Genomic DNA, 18,065 nt, shown 5'->3' with positions numbered 1-18,065 from the left:
CCCCTCACCCTAACCCTCTCCCCGGAGGGGCGAGGGGATTGCTCAGTGTTCGCATTAATTTGTGGGGAACCCTCAGCCCTGTGGGAGAGGGAATAGTTCAGTGCCGCGTCAGCCCGGCGGGAGGGGACAGCTTAAGTCGCCCTCTTCACACTGCATCAGCGTGGCCAGAAACGCTTCGCGCTCCACGGTTTTTTCCGCCAGACACTGGTTCACAATCATTGGCTGAACGCTCCCGCCTTCCGTACCCGAACTGATAAACGCACAGTCCGCGTCGCGCAGGCTGATCCACGCCTGCTGCGCCTTTTTCAGCAGATCGCGCTGAGGCGCAGCCGCACGTTTGATGGCGGCCTGATAGGTCTCGTTGAGCTTTTTATCGGCGGCCTGGTACTGCTGCGCGCTACAGGTGTTCAGTTCAAGCTGGGTGGTCGCTTTGTCGCACTCGTCGGCAAGCGCACTGGCGCTGAGCAGCAGTGCTGCGCCTGCGAGAAATACTCTTTTCATCATTCCCTCCGTGTAAAAAAGCCGGATGCGCTGCGCTTATCCGGCCTACGGTGATTTTGTAGCCCCGGTAAGCGTAGCGTCACCGGGGAAAGTTTACACGATTAACCGATTGTCATCAGGCTGGCGTTACCGCCTGCCGCCGCGGTGTTGACGCTGAGCGAGCGCTCCACGTACAGACGCTCCAGCAGCAGGTTGGTTTCCCCGCGCGCAAAGCCCTGCACGGAAACGATGGCACCGCTGCGGGCCGCAACCTGCTCACACAGTTCGCGCAGCTGGTCGGAATCACCATGGTAGATCACCGCATCAAACGGCTGGGTCAGCAGCGCATCGACCTTCGCAAAGCGAATGCGGGCCGAGACCGCTTTTGGCAACTGTTTGGCGAGATCGCGATGCAGCGCATCTTCCGGCCACAGCACTTCACAACCGGTTGCCATTGCGGCAGCCAGCTGCACCAGCGCGTCCTGCTCGTTATCGGCCACGCACAGTACGCGCTCGCGCGGCATCAGCGTCCAGGTGTTGCGCTCACCGGTTGGACCCGGCAGCAGGCGCTGGGTACCGGCCTGCGCCAGCTCGCCGTACTGCTGCGCAATTGCACGCAGTTCAGGGCGGTTTTCTGCCCACTTAATCAGCGCCTCCAGCGGCTGGGTCAGCACGGTTTTCACCTGCGTATCCACCGGATAGTGTGCGTCCTGACGCGCCAGGGTCACGCCCAGGGCGTTCTCCGGACGGTTAGCCAGCAGACGGTACAGGTAGAGCGGGCCACCCGCTTTCGGACCGGTGCCGGAGAGGCCTTCGCCGCCGAACGGCTGCACGCCCACGACTGCGCCGACCATATTACGGTTGACGTACAGGTTGCCGACTTTAGCATTGCCGGTCACCTGGGCAATGGTTTCGTCGATACGGGTATGCACGCCGAGCGTCAGGCCGTAACCCGAGGCGTTGATCTGATCGATCAGCTCGTTGAGGTTGTTACGGTTGTAGCGCACAACGTGCAGTACCGGGCCGAAGACCTCTTTTTTCAGCTCGTCGAAGCTTGCCAGCTCAATCAGCGTTGGCGGCACGAAGGTGCCGGTCTGCCACTCGCGGGCATCTTCACTGTTCTCACGCACCGCCTGGAACACCGGACGGCCTTTGGCACGCATGGTCTGAATGTGGTTTTCGATGTTGGCTTTGGCTTCCGCGTCGATCACCGGCCCGATATCGGTGGTGAGACGGCCCGGGTTGCCCATGCGGCATTCCGCCATCGCACCGCGCAGCATCTTCAGCGTGTGGTCAGCCACGTCATCCTGTAAGCACAGCACGCGCAGGGCGGAACAGCGTTGACCCGCGCTGTCGAAGGCAGAGGCCAGCACGTCAACGACGACCTGCTCAGTGAGCGCGGAGGAGTCCACGATCATGGCGTTCATGCCGCCGGTTTCAGCGATCAGCGGCGTTGGACGGCCCTGCGCATCCAGACGGGTGGCGATGTTGCGTTGCAGCAGGGAGGCTACTTCGGTCGAACCGGTAAACATCACGCCGCGCACGCGGTTATCGGAGGTCAGTTTGGCACCCACCGTTTCACCGCGCCCCGGCAACAGCTGCACCACGCCCGCCGGTACGCCCGCTTCCAGCAGAATGTTGATGCCCTGAGCGGCAATCAGCGGAGTCTGCTCTGCCGGTTTTGCCAGCACGCTGTTGCCTGCGGCAAGGGCCGCGGCAATCTGGCCGGTGAAGATTGCCAGCGGGAAGTTCCACGGGCTGATACAGACCACCGGGCCGAGCGGACGGTGCGTTTCGTTGTCGAAATCATCACGCACCTGACCGGCGTAGTAGTGCAGGAAGTCGACCGCCTCACGCACTTCGGCGATGGCGTTGCTGAAGGTTTTACCCGCTTCACGCACCAGAATGCCGATAAGCTGCTGCATCTGATCTTCCATCAGCACCGCCGCGCGTTCCAGAATGGCGGCACGCTCCTGCGGCGGGGTGGCAAACCAGATTGGCGCGTTGTTCACCGCGCTCTCCAAAGCCTGATCCACTTCCGCTTCTGTGGCTTCGCGCACGTAGCCGACGATATCCTTCGGCTCTGCCGGGTTGATCACCGGCTGCATTTCACCGTCTTCAACGGACTGCTCAAGGATCGGTTTGGCCTGCCACTTCTGCAATGCGCTGTTAAGCAGGGCAGAAGAGAGCGACGCCAGACGGTGTTCGTTGGCGAGATCCAGACCCGCCGAGTTGACGCGACCTGCACCATACAGCTCGCGCGGCAGGGCAATCTTCGGATGCGGCAGACCAATCTGGCCTTCCTGCGCCGCCATCTTCTCTACGGCCTGTACCGGATCGGCCACCAGTTCGTCCAGCGGCAGGGTGGTATCGGCGATGCGGTTAACGAAGGAGGTGTTCGCCCCGTTCTCCAGCAGACGACGCACCAGGTAGGCCAGCAGGGTTTCGTGAGTACCTACCGGGGCATAAATACGGCACGGACGGTTCAGCTTGCCGTCGGCCACTTTACCGGTCACCTGCTCGTACAGCGGTTCACCCATGCCGTGCAGACACTGGAACTCGTACTGGCCCGGATAGTAGTTCTGACCCGCCAGGCTGTAGATCGCCGCCAGGGTGTGGGCGTTGTGGGTGGCGAACTGCGGATAAATCAGGTTCGGCACGCCGAGCAGTTTTTTCGCGCAGGCGAGGTAAGAGACGTCGGTGTAGACCTTGCGGGTATAGACCGGATAGCCTTCCAGACCCTCCATCTGGGCGCGTTTGATTTCGCTGTCCCAGTAGGCGCCCTTCACCAGACGGATCATCAGGCGGCGACGGCTGCGGCTGGCCAGGTCAATCAGGTAGTCAATGACGAACGGGCAGCGTTTCTGGTAGGCCTGGATAACGAAACCAATCCCGTTCCAGCCCGCCAGCTCCGGCTCGAAGCACAGTTTTTCCAGCAGATCGAGGGAGATCTCCAGACGATCCGCCTCTTCGGCGTCGATGTTGATGCCGATGTCATACTGGCGCGCCAGCAGGGTCAGGGACTTCAGGCGCGGGTAGAGTTCTTCCATCACCCGGTCGTACTGCGCGCGGCTGTAGCGCGGGTGCAGGGCGGAAAGCTTGATAGAGATGCCTGGCCCTTCATAAATACCGCGACCGTTGGACGCTTTACCGATGGCGTGGATCGCCTGCTGGTAAGAGACCATGTAGGCCTGCGCGTCGGCGGCGGTCAGCGCCGCTTCACCCAGCATGTCGTAGGAGTAGCGGAAGCCTTTGTCTTCCAGCTTGCGGGCGTTCGCCAGCGCTTCGGCAATGGTTTCCCCGGTGACGAACTGCTCGCCCATCAGGCGCATCGCCATGTCCACGCCCTTACGGATCAGCGGCTCGCCGCTCTTGCCGATAATACGGTTCAGGGAGCGCGACAGGTTGGCTTCGTTATGGGTGGAGACCAGCTTGCCGGTAAACAGCAGGCCCCAGGTGGCGGCGTTCACAAACAGGGACGGGCTGCGGCCAATGTGGGAGTGCCAGTTGCCGTTGCTGATTTTGTCGCGGATAAGGGCATCGCGGGTGGCTTTATCCGGAATACGCAGCAGCGCTTCCGCCAGACACATCAGCGCCACGCCTTCCTGCGAGGAGAGGGAGAACTCCTGCAACAGACCCTGCACCATACCGGCGCGTCCGCTGGCGGTTTTCTGATTACGCAGCTTGTCGGCGAGCTGATACGCCAGGCTGTGCGCCTGAGCGGCAACGGCTTCCGGCAGGCGCGCCTGCTCCAGCAGCATCGGCACGGCGTCGGTTTCGGCACGGCGATAGGCGCCGGTAATGGCGGCGCGGCTGACGGACTGCGGCAGGATCTGCTCGGCAAATTCCAGGAACGGCTGGTGGTTCTCATCAGCGGCCGTCGCGGCCTCTTCGCCTTCGTTCGCAGCGCCCGCCAGCAGGGCAGGCAGCTCCGGCAGACCTTCTTCACTCTCCAGTCTTTCCAGATAGTTAAAAATCGCCTGCTTGATTAACCAGTGCGGCGTGCGGTCGATACGGGTCGCAGCGGTTTTAATCCGTTCGCGGGTAGCGTCATCCAGCTTAACCCCCATGGTGGTCATCCCCATGCCAAAACTCCTGTTGTTCTGTAATAGCGTTCTGTTGATAGCGTGAAATATCCACCATGTTGCAACTTTGTGCAACCGTGTTAAATGTGACCTGGTCTGCAAGCTGGAAAATGAATGGATTGTTAACGATTAGTTAGCTGTGAAAAAGAACGCGCGGCGGTTTCTGAGCCCAGTTTTTATGCGGTGCTTAACACTTTTTAAAGGTGCAACCCATAAAAGCGTGAGCGAGTGCAACCTATAGGAAAGACGTATAAAACCAGGGATGAAATTCATGTAAATGCAGTGTTAAATCGTTTGTCAGTGGGATGCGTATACGGCAGGATAGCGCGCCCAACGGAAACACATACACACATCACTACGTTCCGGTGATGACATAACAAGGCAGCCCGGACGGCTGTCGCTCGACATTTTGGAGAATTTGAATGGCTATTAGCACACCGATGCTGGTGACATTTCTCGTTTATATTTTTGGCATGATCCTGATAGGGTTTTTGGCATGGCGTTCCACTAAAAACTTTGACGACTACATCCTCGGCGGGCGCAGCTTGGGCCCGATGGTCACCGCACTCTCAGCGGGCGCATCCGACATGAGCGGCTGGCTGCTGATGGGGCTGCCGGGCGCGATTTTCATCTCCGGTATCTCCGAAAGCTGGATCGCCATCGGCCTGACCGTTGGCGCATGGATCAACTGGAAGCTGGTAGCAGGCCGTCTGCGTGTGCATACCGAAGCCAACAACAACGCCCTGACGCTGCCGGATTACTTCACCGGACGCTTTGAAGATAACAGCCGCATATTGCGTATTATCTCTGCGGTGGTGATCCTGCTGTTCTTCACCATCTACTGTGCCTCCGGCATTGTGGCGGGCGCGCGCCTGTTCGAAAGCACCTTCGGCATGAGCTATGAAACGGCGCTGTGGGCCGGTGCGGCCGCGACCATCCTCTATACCTTCGTGGGCGGATTCCTGGCGGTAAGCTGGACCGATACCGTGCAGGCGAGTCTGATGATTTTCGCCCTGATCCTGACCCCAATAATTGTGATTTTTACCGTCGGCGGCTTTGGCGAATCGCTGGAAGTGATCAAGCAGAAGAGCATCGAAAACGTCGATATGCTGAAAGGGCTGAACTTCGTGGCCATCGTCTCCCTGATGGGCTGGGGCCTGGGCTACTTCGGTCAGCCGCACATTCTGGCGCGCTTTATGGCGGCGGATTCTCACCACACCATCGTTCACGCGCGTCGCATCAGCATGACGTGGATGATCCTGTGTCTGGCGGGGGCGTGCGCGGTCGGTTTCTTCGGTATCGCCTACTTCAACAACAACCCGACGCAGGCGGGCGCGGTGAACCAGAACGCCGAGCGCGTGTTCATCGAGCTGGCGCAGATCCTGTTCAACCCGTGGATTGCCGGTATCCTGCTCTCCGCGATCCTGGCGGCAGTCATGTCCACCCTGAGCTGTCAGCTGCTGGTGTGCTCCAGTGCCATCACCGAAGACCTCTACAAAGCGTTCCTGCGTAAGGGCGCGAGCCAGAAAGAGTTAGTGTGGGTAGGGCGTTTTATGGTGCTGCTAGTGGCGCTGGTGGCGATTGCGCTGGCGGCTAACCCGGAAAACCGCGTGCTGGGGCTGGTGAGCTACGCGTGGGCGGGCTTTGGCGCCGCATTTGGTCCGGTGGTGCTGTTCTCCGTTCTGTGGTCACGCATGACCCGCAACGGCGCGCTGGCGGGGATGATCATCGGTGCGGTTACCGTTATCGTCTGGAAACAGTTCGCGTGGCTGGGCCTGTACGAAATCATCCCGGGCTTCATCTTCGGCAGCCTCGGTATTGTGGTGTTTAGCCTGCTGGGTAAAGCGCCGTCTGCATCTATGCAGAAGCGCTTTGCGGAAGCGGATGCGCATTACCACTCAGCGCCGCCGTCTAAGCTCCAGGCTGAGTAATTTCCCCCTCACCCTAACCCTCTCCCCAAAGGGGAGAGGGGACAGACCGTTCACCCGTTCGAGATGAGAATGATGATTAAAACAGGGTTGATGATGGCAGCATTACTGCTGCTGGCGGGGTGTAACGCTCCCACGCAGCATGCGGCGGTGGAGACCTGCAAAGCGGATAACCAGATGCAGCAGACTACGCTCTATTTTGGCTTGAATCGCCCGGCAGGGGCGCAGATTACCGGCAGCGAGTGGCAGCAGTTTGTCGACCAGGACGTGACGCCGCGTTTTCGCGATGGCTTAACGGTGGTTGATGCCCGCGGGCAGTGGCTGGGGAACGACGGAAAAGTGGCGCGTGAACCCAGCAAAGCGTTAATGCTCATCCATGGTAAAGACGCGCAGAGCGAGAAGAACATCGAAGCGTTGCGCGGGATCTATAAGTCTCGTTTCGCGCAGGAATCGGTAATGCGGGTCGACCAGCCGGTGTGCGTGCAGTTTTAATGAGAACGGCGGGAATTCCCGCCGCTGTTGTTTTGTAGGCCGGGTAAGCGAAGCGCCACCCGGCATTGCATCAGAGCACCAACCCCGCAAAGCTCGCCGACAGCAGGCTCACCAGCGTCGCACCGTATACCAGGCGCAGACCAAACCGCGACACCACGTTACCCTGTTGCTCGTTCAGGCCTTTTATTGCCCCCGCTACAATGCCAATCGAGGCGAAGTTAGCGAACGACACCAGGAACACGGACAAAATACCCAGACCGCGCGGGGACATTTGATGGGCTATTTTTTGCAGCTCAATCATCGCCACAAATTCATTCGCCACCAGTTTTGTTGCCATAATACTCCCCGCGTTTAAGGCATCGCTCAGCGGAATACCAATAAGCCACGCCAGCGGATAAAACACGTAACCCAGAATCTGCTGGAAGCTCAGGCCAAATACGCTGGAGAAGAGGGCATTAACGGCGCTAATAAGGGCGATAAAACCAATCAGCATCGCCAGAATAATCATCGCCACCTTAAAACCGGCCAGAATATACTCGCCCAGCATTTCAAAGAAGCTCTGGGATTCGTGCAGTTTTTCCAGCCTGATATCCGGCTCCGCTTCCGGGCGGGTCGGGTTAATGACCGAAAGAATAATAAAGGTGCTGAACATGTTCAGGATCAGCGCCGCGACGACAAATCTGGCGTCGAGCATGGTCATATAGGCCCCGACAATCGACAGCGACACAGTCGACATGGCCGTGGCAGCCATCGTAAACAGACGACGCGAGGAGAGATCCCCGAGTACGCCCTTGTAGGCAATGAAGTTTTCCGACTGACCGAGGATCAGTGAGCTCACCGCGTTAAAGGATTCAAGCTTGCCCATGCCGTTCAGTTTTGACAGTAGCGTCCCGATCACCCGAATAAAGATCGGCAGAATGCGCCAGTGCTGAAGAATACCAATTAGCGCCGAGATAAAAATAATGGGGCAGAGCACGCCAAGGAAAATAAACGCCAGCCCTTTTTCACCCATCCCGCCAAAGACAAAATTCGTCCCTTCGGCAGCGAATTTAAGCAGCGACTCAAAGAAACCGGAGACGTATTTAATAATAAACAGACCGCTTTCTGCATGCAGGAAAAAGAACGCCAGCGCAATTTCAATCACGATCAGCTGTAAAACGAAACGAATACGAATTTTTCGGCGGTCGAAACTCACCAGCCAGGCGAGCGCAAGAATAATCACCAGCGCCAGCAGGAAATGGACAATTTTAAACATGGCTTATTTTCAGTTGGTTTTCGAGGTGGACATTTAGCCACAGCCCCGGTTAACCGTAAATGGGCATTTTCGTTATACCTTATAAACGTAACGGTTACTCAGGCAATTATTATTCCGCAATGCGTTTACATCTGGTCATCAAAACTCCACATATTTCGCTTGTTTTTCTTGTAGCCGTAATGATAATCACTATCACAAGAATTTACCTTTCTTTGCATCAGTTGACCGCGATAAACATTTAAGGTGTCTGCATGTTTGTTCCTTTTCTCATTATGTTACGTGAAGGCCTTGAAGCGGCCCTGATTGTTAGCCTTATCGCCAGTTATCTGAAGCGCACCCAGCGTGGACGCTGGATCGGCGTGATGTGGGTTGGCGTCTTCCTGGCCGCGGCGCTCTGCCTGGGGCTGGGTATTCTTATCAACGAAACCACCGGTGAATTTCCTCAGAAAGAGCAAGAGCTTTTTGAAGGCATTGTTGCCGTAATAGCGGTGGTGATCCTCACCTGGATGGTGTTCTGGATGCGCAAGGTCTCCCGTAACGTCAAGGTACAGCTGGAGCAGGCGGTGGATAACGCCCTGCAAAAAGGCAACCACCACGGCTGGGCGCTGATCATGATGGTTTTTTTCGCCGTGGCGCGTGAAGGCCTGGAGTCAGTGTTCTTCCTGCTCGCGGCTTTTCAGCAGGACGTGGGCATCTGGCCGCCGCTGGGCGCGATGCTTGGGCTGGCCACGGCGGTTGTGCTTGGCTTCCTGCTCTACTGGGGCGGCATTCGTCTTAACCTGGGCGCGTTCTTCAAGTGGACCAGCCTGTTTATTTTGCTGGTGGCCGCGGGGCTGGCGGCAGGGGCGATCCGCGCCTTCCATGAAGCGGGCCTGTGGAACCACTTCCAGGACGTGGCGTTTGATTTTAGTAACGTTCTCTCCACCCACTCACTGACCGGCACGCTCCTTGAAGGTATCTTCGGTTATCAGGAAACGCCGAGCGTCAGCGAGGTGGCGATGTACTTTATCTATCTTATTCCGGCGCTGGTGCTGTTCTTCATGCCATCGCGCCCCAGCGCTCAGCCGTCGCGTACTGCGCCGTGAAGCGCTTTGTTTAGTTACAACATACTTTAAAGGGAAGAGACATGGCTATTCAATTCCGTCGTAGCGCGTTACAGGTTGGTGTGGCAGCGCTGTTCGCGTCTGCCTTCGCCGCTCAGGCAGCAGATATTCCGCAGGTAAAAGTCACCGTCAACGATAAACAGTGCGAGCCGATGACCATCACGGTTAACAGCGGTAAAACCCAGTTTATTATTCAGAACCACAGCCAGAAGGCGCTGGAGTGGGAGATCCTGAAAGGCGTGATGGTGGTAGAAGAGCGTGAAAATATCGCGCCTGGCTTCAGCCAGAAAATGACCGCTAATCTTCAGCCGGGGGAATATGACATGACCTGCGGCCTGCTGACTAACCCGAAAGGTAAGCTGATCGTCAAAGGCGCAGCGACGGCGGACGGGGCCAAAGGCACCGCGCTGCTGAGCCTCGGCGACGCCATTACCGCCTATAAAGCCTACGTCACCAAAGAGACGGCTGACCTGGTGGCAGGCACCAAAGCCTTTACCGACGCGGTGAAAGCGGGCGATATCGAAAAAGCGAAATCCCTGTATGCGCCTACACGTCAGCACTACGAGCGCATCGAGCCGATTGCCGAGCTGTTCTCTGACCTCGATGGCAGCATTGACGCCCGCGAAGATGACTACGAGCAGAAGGCCGCCGATCCGAAATTCACCGGCTTCCACCGCCTGGAAAAAGCCCTGTTTGGCGATAGCTCCACCAAAGGGATGGAGAAATACGCCGATCAGCTCAACAGCGACGTGCTGGAGCTGCAAAAACGCATCAGCGAGCTGGCCTTCCCGCCGTCGAAAGTGGTGGGTGGTGCTGCGGGTCTGATTGAAGAAGTGGCCGCGAGCAAAATCAGCGGCGAAGAAGATCGCTACAGCCACACCGACCTGTGGGACTTCCAGGCAAACGTCGACGGCGCACAAAAAATTGTCGATCTGCTGCGGCCCCAGCTGCAAAAAGAGAACGGCGAACTGCTGGCGAAAGTGGATGCCAACTTTAAGAAAGTTGACGCCATCCTGGCGAAATACCGTACCAAAGACGGGTTCGAAACCTACGACAAGCTGACCGATGCTGACCGTAACGCGCTGAAAGGCCCGATTACGACGCTGGCGGAAGATCTCTCCCTGCTGCGTGGCGTTCTGGGTCTGGACTAAGCGATGAACAAGCATGATGAGTACGACGTGGCGGAACCTTCCCGACGTCGGTTGTTAAAAGGGGTAGGGGCGCTGGGCGGCGCGTTTGCCCTGGCGGGCGGCTGTCCGGTGGCGCATGCGGCAAAACCGCAAAGTGCCCCCGGCACGCTCTCCCCGGTTGCGCGTATGGAAACGCAGCCATTTTATGGTGAGCACCAGGCAGGAATCCTGACGCCGCAGCAGGCCTCGATGATGCTGGTGGCTTTCGATTCGCTGGCGAGTGATAAGGCTGACCTTGAGCGTCTGTTCAGGCTGTTGACCACGCGCATTGCCTTCCTTACGGCGGGCGGTCCGGCACCGGAAACACCGAATCCGCGCCTGCCGCCGATGGATTCCGGGATCCTCGGGGCGTTTATCGCTCCCGATAATCTGACCATCACCGTGTCGGTGGGGGAATCGCTGTTTGATGATCGCTACGGTCTGGCGAAGCAGAAGCCGAAAGCGCTGCAAAAAATGACGCGATTCCCGAATGACTCTCTCGACGCGGCGTTGTGCCACGGCGATCTGCTGTTGCAGATCTGCGCCAATACCCAGGATACGGTGATCCACGCCCTGCGCGATATCATCAAGCACACTCCGGATCTGCTCAGCGTGCGCTGGAAGCGGGAAGGTTTTATCTCTGACCACGCCGCGCGCAGTAAAGGGAAAGAGACGCCGGTCAACCTGCTGGGCTTCAAAGACGGTACCGCCAACCCGGACAGCAGCAATACCGTGTTGATGAAAAACGTGGTCTGGGTGACGGAGGATCAGGGCGAACCGGCCTGGGCGGTGGGTGGCAGCTATCAGGCGGTGCGTATCATTCAGTTCCACGTGGAGTTCTGGGACCGTACGCCGCTGAAAGAGCAGCAGACGATCTTCGGCCGCGATAAGCAAACCGGCGCACCGCTCGGCATGAAGCACGAGCACGATGAACCCGAGTACGCCCGCGATCCGAACGGAGATGTCATCGCGCTGGACAGCCATATTCGTCTCGCCAATCCTCGCACCAAAGAGACCCAGTCCAGCCTGATGATGCGCAGGGGCTACAGCTACTCGTTGGGGGTGACCAATTCCGGTCAGCTTGATATGGGACTGCTGTTTGTCTGCTATCAGCACGATCTGGAGAAAGGGTTCCTCACCGTGCAGAAGCGGCTCAACGGCGAAGCGCTGGAGGAGTACATCAAGCCCATCGGCGGCGGCTATTTCTTTGCCCTGCCCGGCGCGCGTGACGCGAAGACCTGGCTCGCTCAGGGTCTGATAGAAGCCTGATAATCGTCCCTGCGACAGTTCGCGGGGACATTATTTTTCCATATGACTATCTTGTTGTTATATTTCTGTAATATTCATATATGAGACTGATTCCGCTGCAGGAGCAGTCTTAAAGGTTGCATCTAGGTAAAATAAATGTTGCATTTATGATAATTCCTGATGTACTTAAGATAAGACAGCGGTAGTTCCCGGCAGTGATATTGACTCACTATGGAGATCGCGAATGGTTGCGTCCTGTACTGGACAAGGTAAACACATCAACCGCAGCACCCGGCGCGGAGGCTCAGACTCCGGCAGCGATTTCCTCACCACAAAATTCTCCCCTCCAACTCTAAATACGATTTCTACCGACGTGCATAACGGTGCGCGTAGCCGTTCTGTATCGTCATCCGGTAATGCAAGCAATGGCTTACAAGGAAGCCAACCCTCTGATGTTCGTGCGCATAATCGTGCCGATGCTGGCGCGTGTGATGAATACCAACAACTCAAGGTGCTATCCATGGGAAGACAGAAAGCAGTGATCAAAGCTCGTCGCGAAGCAAAACGTGTGCTGAGACGGGATTCACGTAGCCATAAACAGCGTGAAGAAGAATCGGTCACCTCGCTTGTGCAGATGAGCGGCGTAGAATCCATTGGCATGGCGCGGGACAGCCGCGATGCATCGCCAATAGTGGCGCGGAATGAAGCTCAGGCGCACTACCTGAATGCTATCGAGAGTAAACAGCTCATCTTTGCAACCGGGGAAGCCGGATGCGGGAAAACCTGGATCAGTGCCGCCAAAGCGGCGGAGGCGCTGATTCATAAGGACGTGGAAAGGATCATCGTTACCCGTCCGGTACTGCAAGCGGATGAAGATCTGGGCTTCCTGCCTGGCGATATTTCTGAGAAGTTTGCCCCGTACTTCAGGCCCGTCTATGACGTGCTGGTGAAGCGGTTGGGCGCTTCCTTTATGCAGTACTGCCTGCGACCAGAGATTGGCAAGGTGGAAATCGCGCCGTTCGCCTATATGCGCGGACGTACATTTGAAAATGCGGTCGTTATTCTTGACGAGGCTCAGAACGTGACCGCTGCGCAAATGAAGATGTTTTTAACGCGCCTCGGGGAGAACGTGACGGTTATCGTCAACGGCGATATTACCCAGTGTGACCTGCCGTCGGGCGTGAAGTCTGGCCTGAGCGATGCCATGTCACGTTTTGAGGAAGATGAGATGATAGGGGTGGTCCGCTTCACAAAAGAGGACTGCGTCCGCTCAGCGCTGTGTCAACGAACGCTGGAAGTGTACTCCGACTAAGATCATTTCACATTTTAAGTCATTTCTTCCCGGCGTCATGCCGGGAAGCTTCTTTTATTCCCTCTGTTCGCATGGCTTTTTTTAAATCATATTTATTTCCTATAGCATTCAACGGCATTTACGCACCGTTTTGCGGTAATAATAATATTACTGTTAATTTGCTGCGAACGCTTTTTATACAGTTAGAAAAAATGTGATATGTATTTACAATACCCACAAAATACCTGTGAATATAATGATCGCGCTAATTGTTAGGTGAAAATTAAACGTGAATGTTGTCACAGAACATGACTAAGCAGTAAAAATTAAGTTGGTGTCTTTTGGGTAATTATCTATGTTTCGTACTTGTTCAAATTAAATTCTAAGAAGAAACACACCAGGGGATCGTTTCCTCTGGAACATCACGCTGAGGGTCATACATGAACGAACTGGTTAGTGCAATTAACGGTGTTATCTGGAGCCCTGCGTTAATATTTTTATGTCTGGGTGTCGGTCTCTATTTCTCACTGCGTAGTCGTTTTCTGCAATTACGTCATATAAAACATATGATTACCCTGATGTTTCAGGGCGGGGCTACCGATGCCGGCGTATCATCGTTTCAGGCGTTGACGATGACGCTGGCGGGCCGCGTAGGGACAGGGAATATCGCCGGTGTGGCGACCGCCATTACCTTTGGTGGCCCCGGTGCGCTTTTCTGGATGTGGGTAGTGGCATTTTTAGGCGCCAGCTCTGCTTTTGTTGAATCCACGTTAGGTCAGGTTTATAAAGAAAAAATTAACGGCGAATATCGTGGGGGACCTGCCTTTTATATTGAAAAAGGGTTGGGGGTGAAGTGGTACGCATGGTTATTTGCTATTGTGACCATTTTCTCCTGCGGTTTATTACTTCCGGGCGTACAGGCAAACTCAATTGCCGCCAGCCTGGATATTGCCTTCGGTCTTAACCCAAACGTTACGGCGGCAATACTGGCTGTACTGTTAAGCTTCATTATTTTCGGTGGTGTAAAAAGGATCGCCAGCTTTAGCAGTATGGTCGTTCCGTTTATGGCGCTCGGCTATATTATTGTTGCCTGCGTTATTATCGCGATCAATATTGAAAAACTGCCTGCTGTTATCCTGCTGATCTGGAAAAGTGCTTTTGGCCTTGAAGCGGGATTTGGCGCTATTCTGGGCCAGGCTATCATGTGGGGCGTTAAACGCGGCGTATATTCCAACGAGGCGGCGCAGGGCACCGGGCCACATGCATCCTCGGCAGCAGCCGTAAGTCATCCGGTGAAACAAGGGCTGGTTCAGGCGTTCTCCGTATATATCGACACGCTGTTTGTCTGCTCCGCGACCGGGTTTATGCTGTTGATCACCGGGCTTTATAATGTTCAGGGCGTCGACGGCGCAGCCCTTTATACCGGTATTGCAGGCGTGGCGGCCGGTCCTGGCTATGTGCAGACAGCGATGGAAAGTATGATGCCGGGCTTTGGTAATTACTTTGTCGCCATCGCGCTATTCTTCTTTGCCTTCACCACCATCATTGCCTATTACTATATCGCTGAAACCAATATCGCCTACATCAACCGTAAAATTCACCGTCCGTGGCTGACATTCCTGCTTAAATTATGTCTGATGGCTTCCACGGTATATGGCACAATCCGCACCGCGGATCTGGCATGGGGATTAGGGGATATCGGGGTAGGGCTGATGGCCTGGCTCAACATTATTGCCATTGTCCTCTTGCATAAAAAAGCCTTTGCCAGCCTGAAGGATTATGAAACCCAGAATGCGCAGGGAATTGATCCACAGTTTGATCCGGTTCGGCTTGGGATTAAAAATGCGGATTACTGGTTGGGGGAGCGCAGTGATGAAGAGGGGGGATTGCCGGGGCAGGTTTCTTCTCCTGAAGGAAAGCAGCCGGCGGGGAAGTTGAATAACTGAGGAATAGTTTAAAACGGGCCCGTGCTTATGCGCGGGCTTTTTTTATGGGTGAGGCGGTATCACCCGCACCGGCGGGGATTGACTCGCTTCGCTCTCAGTCTGTCCAACTGGCTGCGCCAGTTGTCGAACCCCGGTCGGGGGTTCTCATCCCCCCGCAGACGTGCAACATGCGAAAAAAAAGCCCGCATTTTCATGCGAGCTCTTCTTAAAATATGGCGGTGAGGGGGGGATTCGAACCCCCGATACGTTGCCGTATACACACTTTCCAGGCGTGCTCCTTCAGCCACTCGGACACCTCACCATATTGTTTTGCTGCCTGACCGCTTGGGGGGCAACGGGGCGCTACTATAGGGAGTTGCGCGAAAGCGGTCAAGCAGATTTTCTGCATTCGTGCCTGTTCGGTTAAGCCTTAATCAGCTTATGGCGCACCGCGCAGGATCAACGCTGCGAATCGAGCACTTCGCTGTTTTTCACGACGTCCTGCGCTTTGCTGTAACTTTCGATCAGCAGCTGGTAGGCAGGGAAGATGTGTGTGTACACCTCTGCCCATTCTCCCGCATCTTCACGGTTCCACGTGCGCTGGATCTCTGAGGCCACTGCCGCTGTGTCCATCGGTACCACGCCTGCCTGCACCACGCGCGCCAGGGTGATCTCTTGCGCCATTTTGCTGTAGGTGCCGGAGGCATCAATCACCGCAAACACTTTATATCCGTCCGCCACCGCGCTGATGGACGGGAAGGCCATGCAAACGCTGGTAATCGTCCCCGCGATAATCAGCGTTTTGCGTCCGGTGGCTTTCACCGCCGCCACGAACTCCGGATTATCCCAGGCGTTGATCTCACCCTTGCGTGCCACATACTGTGCGTGCGGCGCATTGGCGTGGATCTCCGGGATAAGCGGGCCGTTCGGTCCCTGTGGAACCGACGCCGTGGTGATCACCGGGATCTTCGCCAGCGAGGCGATCTTTGCCAGCGCTGCTGCACGAGCGCGCAGCTCAGGCATTGGCATGTCTCCAACAGTCTGGAACAATCCGCTCTGGTGATCGATAAGCAGCATAACGGCATCATTGACGTCAATAACGGGACGTGCACCGTTGAAGTTTGCAGGGGTAGACATAATGCGCTCCTTTATTACGTTTAGATTTGGCCAAAGCGGCCGGAGTTGAAATCGCGAATAGCTTCGGCGATTTCGGTTTTACTGTTCATCACAAACGGGCCATAGCCCACGATGGGTTCATTCAGTGGCTCCCCGGCCATCAGCAACACTTTGGCATCGCTGCTGGCTTCGAGATGCAGCTTGTCGCCGCTCTGACTCAGCACGACCAGCTGCGCCTCACCCGCAGGCGTGGTGCCGTTCACCGTCACGCTGCCCTCAACAACAACCAGCGCCGTGCTCCAGCCTTCGGGCTGATTGAGCGTCAGGTGGCTGCCCTGGTGCAGCGCGAGATCCCATACGTTAAGCGGTGAGAAGGTATGCGCCGGGCCGGTTACCTCTCCAAAGCGGCCAGCAATCACGCGCATTGTTCCGCTGTTATCCGGCAGGGTGACCACCGGGATATCCGCCTGAGTGATGCTCTGGTAGCCAGGCGTCGCCATTTTGTCTTTGGCGGGCAGGTTGACCCACAGCTGCATCATTTTCAGTTCACCGCCTTTCTGCGAGAACGCGCTGGAGTGGAACTCCTCGTGCAAAATGCCTGCGCCTGCCGTCATCCACTGCACATCGCCTGGACCAATAACGCCGCCTCTGCCGGTGGAATCACGGTGCTCAACTTCGCCTGAGTAGACGATGGTCACCGTTTCAAAACCGCGATGAGGATGCTCGCCCACGCCGCGTTTTGCGCCATCCGCCGGGAAGGTATGTGGTCCGGCGTAGTCAAGCAGCAGGAACGGGCTCAGCGGTTCGCCGTGCGTCTGGTAAGAAAACATCGAACGAACCGGAAAACCATCACCGACCCAGTGCGGACGAGGTGCGGTATACACGCCTGTTACGTTTTTCATGATTAACTCCTGATGTCCTGTTGATGTAAATAGCTTATATTCAGGGTTAATATCCCGGTAGATAGCAAAAATGACATTCACTGTTCCTTAAATGGAACAATGGGGGCGTATGCAGGATCTCAATGATTTCGTATGGTTTGTGAAGGTGGTGGAGCATGGCGGCTTTGCGGCAGCGGGGCGGGCGCTCGATCAGCCAAAGTCGAAACTGAGCCGTCGGATTGCGCAGCTGGAAGAACGCCTGGGTGTTCGGTTGATACAACGTACTACGCGGCAGTTTGCGGTGACTGAAGTGGGGCAGACGTTCTTTCAGCACTGTAAAGCCATGCTGGTGGAGGCTGAAGCTGCGGAGGAGGCGGTGGCTGCTTTACAGGCTGAGCCGCGCGGTATGGTCAGGATCACTTGCCCCGTAACCCTACTGCACGTTCACGTGGGGCCCATGCTGGCGAGGTTTATGGCGCGCTATCCGGGAATTAACCTCCAGCTTGAAGCCACCAACCGCCGGGTCGATCTGGTGGGGGAGGGGGTGGATGTGGCGATCCGCGTTCGTCCGCGCCCGTTTGATGACAGCGATTTGGTATTAAGGGTGCTGGCGGACAGGGGACACTGTCTGGTTGCCGGGCCGACACTGATTGAACGGATGGGCAACCCGGCGATGCCTTCTGAACTCAGCGAATGGCCGGGTTTAAGTATGGGCGCTGGTAAACACCTGCATAAGTGGGAGCTGAGCGGGCCGGAGGGGGCGAAAGCAGACATTCACTTCACGCCGCGCCTGGTGACTACCGATATGCTGGCGCTGCGGGAGGCAGCGATGGCGGGCGTGGGCGTGGTACAGTTGCCCATTTTGATGGTGAAGGATCAGCTGGCTTCAGGTGAGCTTGTTCGGGTGCTGAATGCCTGGGAACCCAGAAGGGAAGTGATCCATGCGGTGTATCCTTCCCGGCGCGGCCTGCTGCCATCGGTCAGGACGCTGGTGGATTTTCTAACCGAAGAATATGCCCGGATGGTGGAGGAGTAACGTTTCCAGGGGACAACTGAATGCGAGCACCTAACTATCCCCTCTCCCCTCCGGGG

General features: G+C 56.5%; 13 protein-coding genes and 1 tRNA gene. 8 read left to right on the top strand and 6 right to left on the bottom strand.

The genetic code is table 11. The annotated features are described in order from the left end of the window. Positions 1-108: 108 nt before the first annotated feature. Both INF86_RS04215 and putA read right to left on the bottom strand, forming a co-directional pair. Positions 109-501 carry a lysozyme inhibitor LprI family protein gene (locus INF86_RS04215; RefSeq protein ID WP_193543256.1) on the bottom strand — a complete coding sequence of 131 codons (393 nt, stop codon included), beginning with the start codon at positions 499-501 and terminating at the stop codon, positions 109-111. A gap of 101 nt (positions 502-602) precedes the next feature. Beyond that, the gene (gene putA, locus INF86_RS04210) at positions 603-4,565 is read right to left on the bottom strand and encodes a trifunctional transcriptional regulator/proline dehydrogenase/L-glutamate gamma-semialdehyde dehydrogenase (protein WP_193543255.1); all 3,963 of its coding nucleotides are present in this window, start codon (positions 4,563-4,565) and stop codon (positions 603-605) included. 422 nt (positions 4,566-4,987) lie between these two features. On the opposite strand from putA, the gene putP reads away from it, so the two are divergent. Further along, positions 4,988-6,496, top strand: coding sequence for a sodium/proline symporter PutP (gene putP / locus INF86_RS04205; protein ID WP_193543254.1), 1,509 nt, complete (start codon positions 4,988-4,990; stop codon positions 6,494-6,496). Positions 6,497-6,565: 69 nt separating this feature from the next. Next, positions 6,566-6,985 carry a DUF3574 domain-containing protein gene (locus tag INF86_RS04200; protein WP_045307917.1) on the top strand — a complete coding sequence of 140 codons (420 nt, stop codon included), beginning with the start codon at positions 6,566-6,568 and terminating at the stop codon, positions 6,983-6,985. 70 nt (positions 6,986-7,055) lie between these two features. Here the strand turns inward: INF86_RS04200 and INF86_RS04195 are convergent, their stop codons facing one another. Next, positions 7,056-8,240, bottom strand: a complete 1,185-nt coding sequence (locus INF86_RS04195; protein ID WP_193543253.1) for a NupC/NupG family nucleoside CNT transporter — start codon at positions 8,238-8,240, stop codon at positions 7,056-7,058. Positions 8,241-8,491: 251 nt separating this feature from the next. On the opposite strand from INF86_RS04195, the gene efeU reads away from it, so the two are divergent. The 5 genes from efeU (at position 8,492) to INF86_RS04170 (ending at position 14,997) form a co-directional block, all read left to right on the top strand. After that, positions 8,492-9,325 (top strand): iron uptake transporter permease EfeU, encoded by an 834-nt coding sequence (gene efeU, locus INF86_RS04190; protein WP_063146131.1) that lies wholly within the window; start codon positions 8,492-8,494, stop codon positions 9,323-9,325. A gap of 41 nt (positions 9,326-9,366) precedes the next feature. Further along, a complete protein-coding gene (efeO, locus tag INF86_RS04185; protein WP_126490379.1) occupies positions 9,367-10,494 on the top strand; it encodes an iron uptake system protein EfeO in 1,128 nt (375 codons plus the stop codon). A 3-nt stretch (positions 10,495-10,497) separates the two neighbouring features. Beyond that, positions 10,498-11,781 (top strand): iron uptake transporter deferrochelatase/peroxidase subunit, encoded by a 1,284-nt coding sequence (gene efeB, locus INF86_RS04180; protein ID WP_193543252.1) that lies wholly within the window; start codon positions 10,498-10,500, stop codon positions 11,779-11,781. Positions 11,782-12,280: 499 nt separating this feature from the next. Next, on the top strand, positions 12,281-13,072 hold the full coding sequence (gene phoH, locus INF86_RS04175) for a phosphate starvation-inducible protein PhoH (protein WP_017384762.1): 792 nt from the start codon (positions 12,281-12,283) through the stop codon (positions 13,070-13,072). 419 nt (positions 13,073-13,491) lie between these two features. Beyond that, entirely contained in the window at positions 13,492-14,997 is a 1,506-nt protein-coding gene (locus INF86_RS04170; protein ID WP_193543251.1) for a sodium:alanine symporter family protein, read from the top strand. A 213-nt stretch (positions 14,998-15,210) separates the two neighbouring features. Here the strand turns inward: INF86_RS04170 and INF86_RS04165 are convergent. From INF86_RS04165 to INF86_RS04155, 3 genes are all read right to left on the bottom strand, one after another. Then, positions 15,211-15,298: transfer RNA gene (locus INF86_RS04165), tRNA-Ser, on the bottom strand. Positions 15,299-15,435: 137 nt separating this feature from the next. Continuing rightward, positions 15,436-16,113 carry an isochorismatase family protein gene (locus INF86_RS04160; protein ID WP_003858068.1) on the bottom strand — a complete coding sequence of 226 codons (678 nt, stop codon included), beginning with the start codon at positions 16,111-16,113 and terminating at the stop codon, positions 15,436-15,438. Between the two features lie 20 nt (positions 16,114-16,133). After that, complete coding sequence (locus INF86_RS04155; protein ID WP_022647694.1) at positions 16,134-16,994, bottom strand: pirin family protein; 861 nt, start codon at positions 16,992-16,994, stop codon at positions 16,134-16,136. A gap of 109 nt (positions 16,995-17,103) precedes the next feature. On the opposite strand from INF86_RS04155, the gene INF86_RS04150 reads away from it, so the two are divergent. Further along, positions 17,104-18,009 carry a LysR family transcriptional regulator gene (locus INF86_RS04150; protein ID WP_058646886.1) on the top strand — a complete coding sequence of 302 codons (906 nt, stop codon included), beginning with the start codon at positions 17,104-17,106 and terminating at the stop codon, positions 18,007-18,009. Positions 18,010-18,065 lie beyond the last annotated feature (56 nt).

The organism is Enterobacter cloacae complex sp. I1M (assembly GCF_014982425.1).
Classification (GTDB): Bacteria; Pseudomonadota; Gammaproteobacteria; order Enterobacterales; family Enterobacteriaceae; genus Enterobacter; species Enterobacter intestinihominis.
The sequence above is the reverse complement of the archived record's forward strand: the minus strand, read 5'-3'. Positions and strand labels throughout refer to the sequence as shown.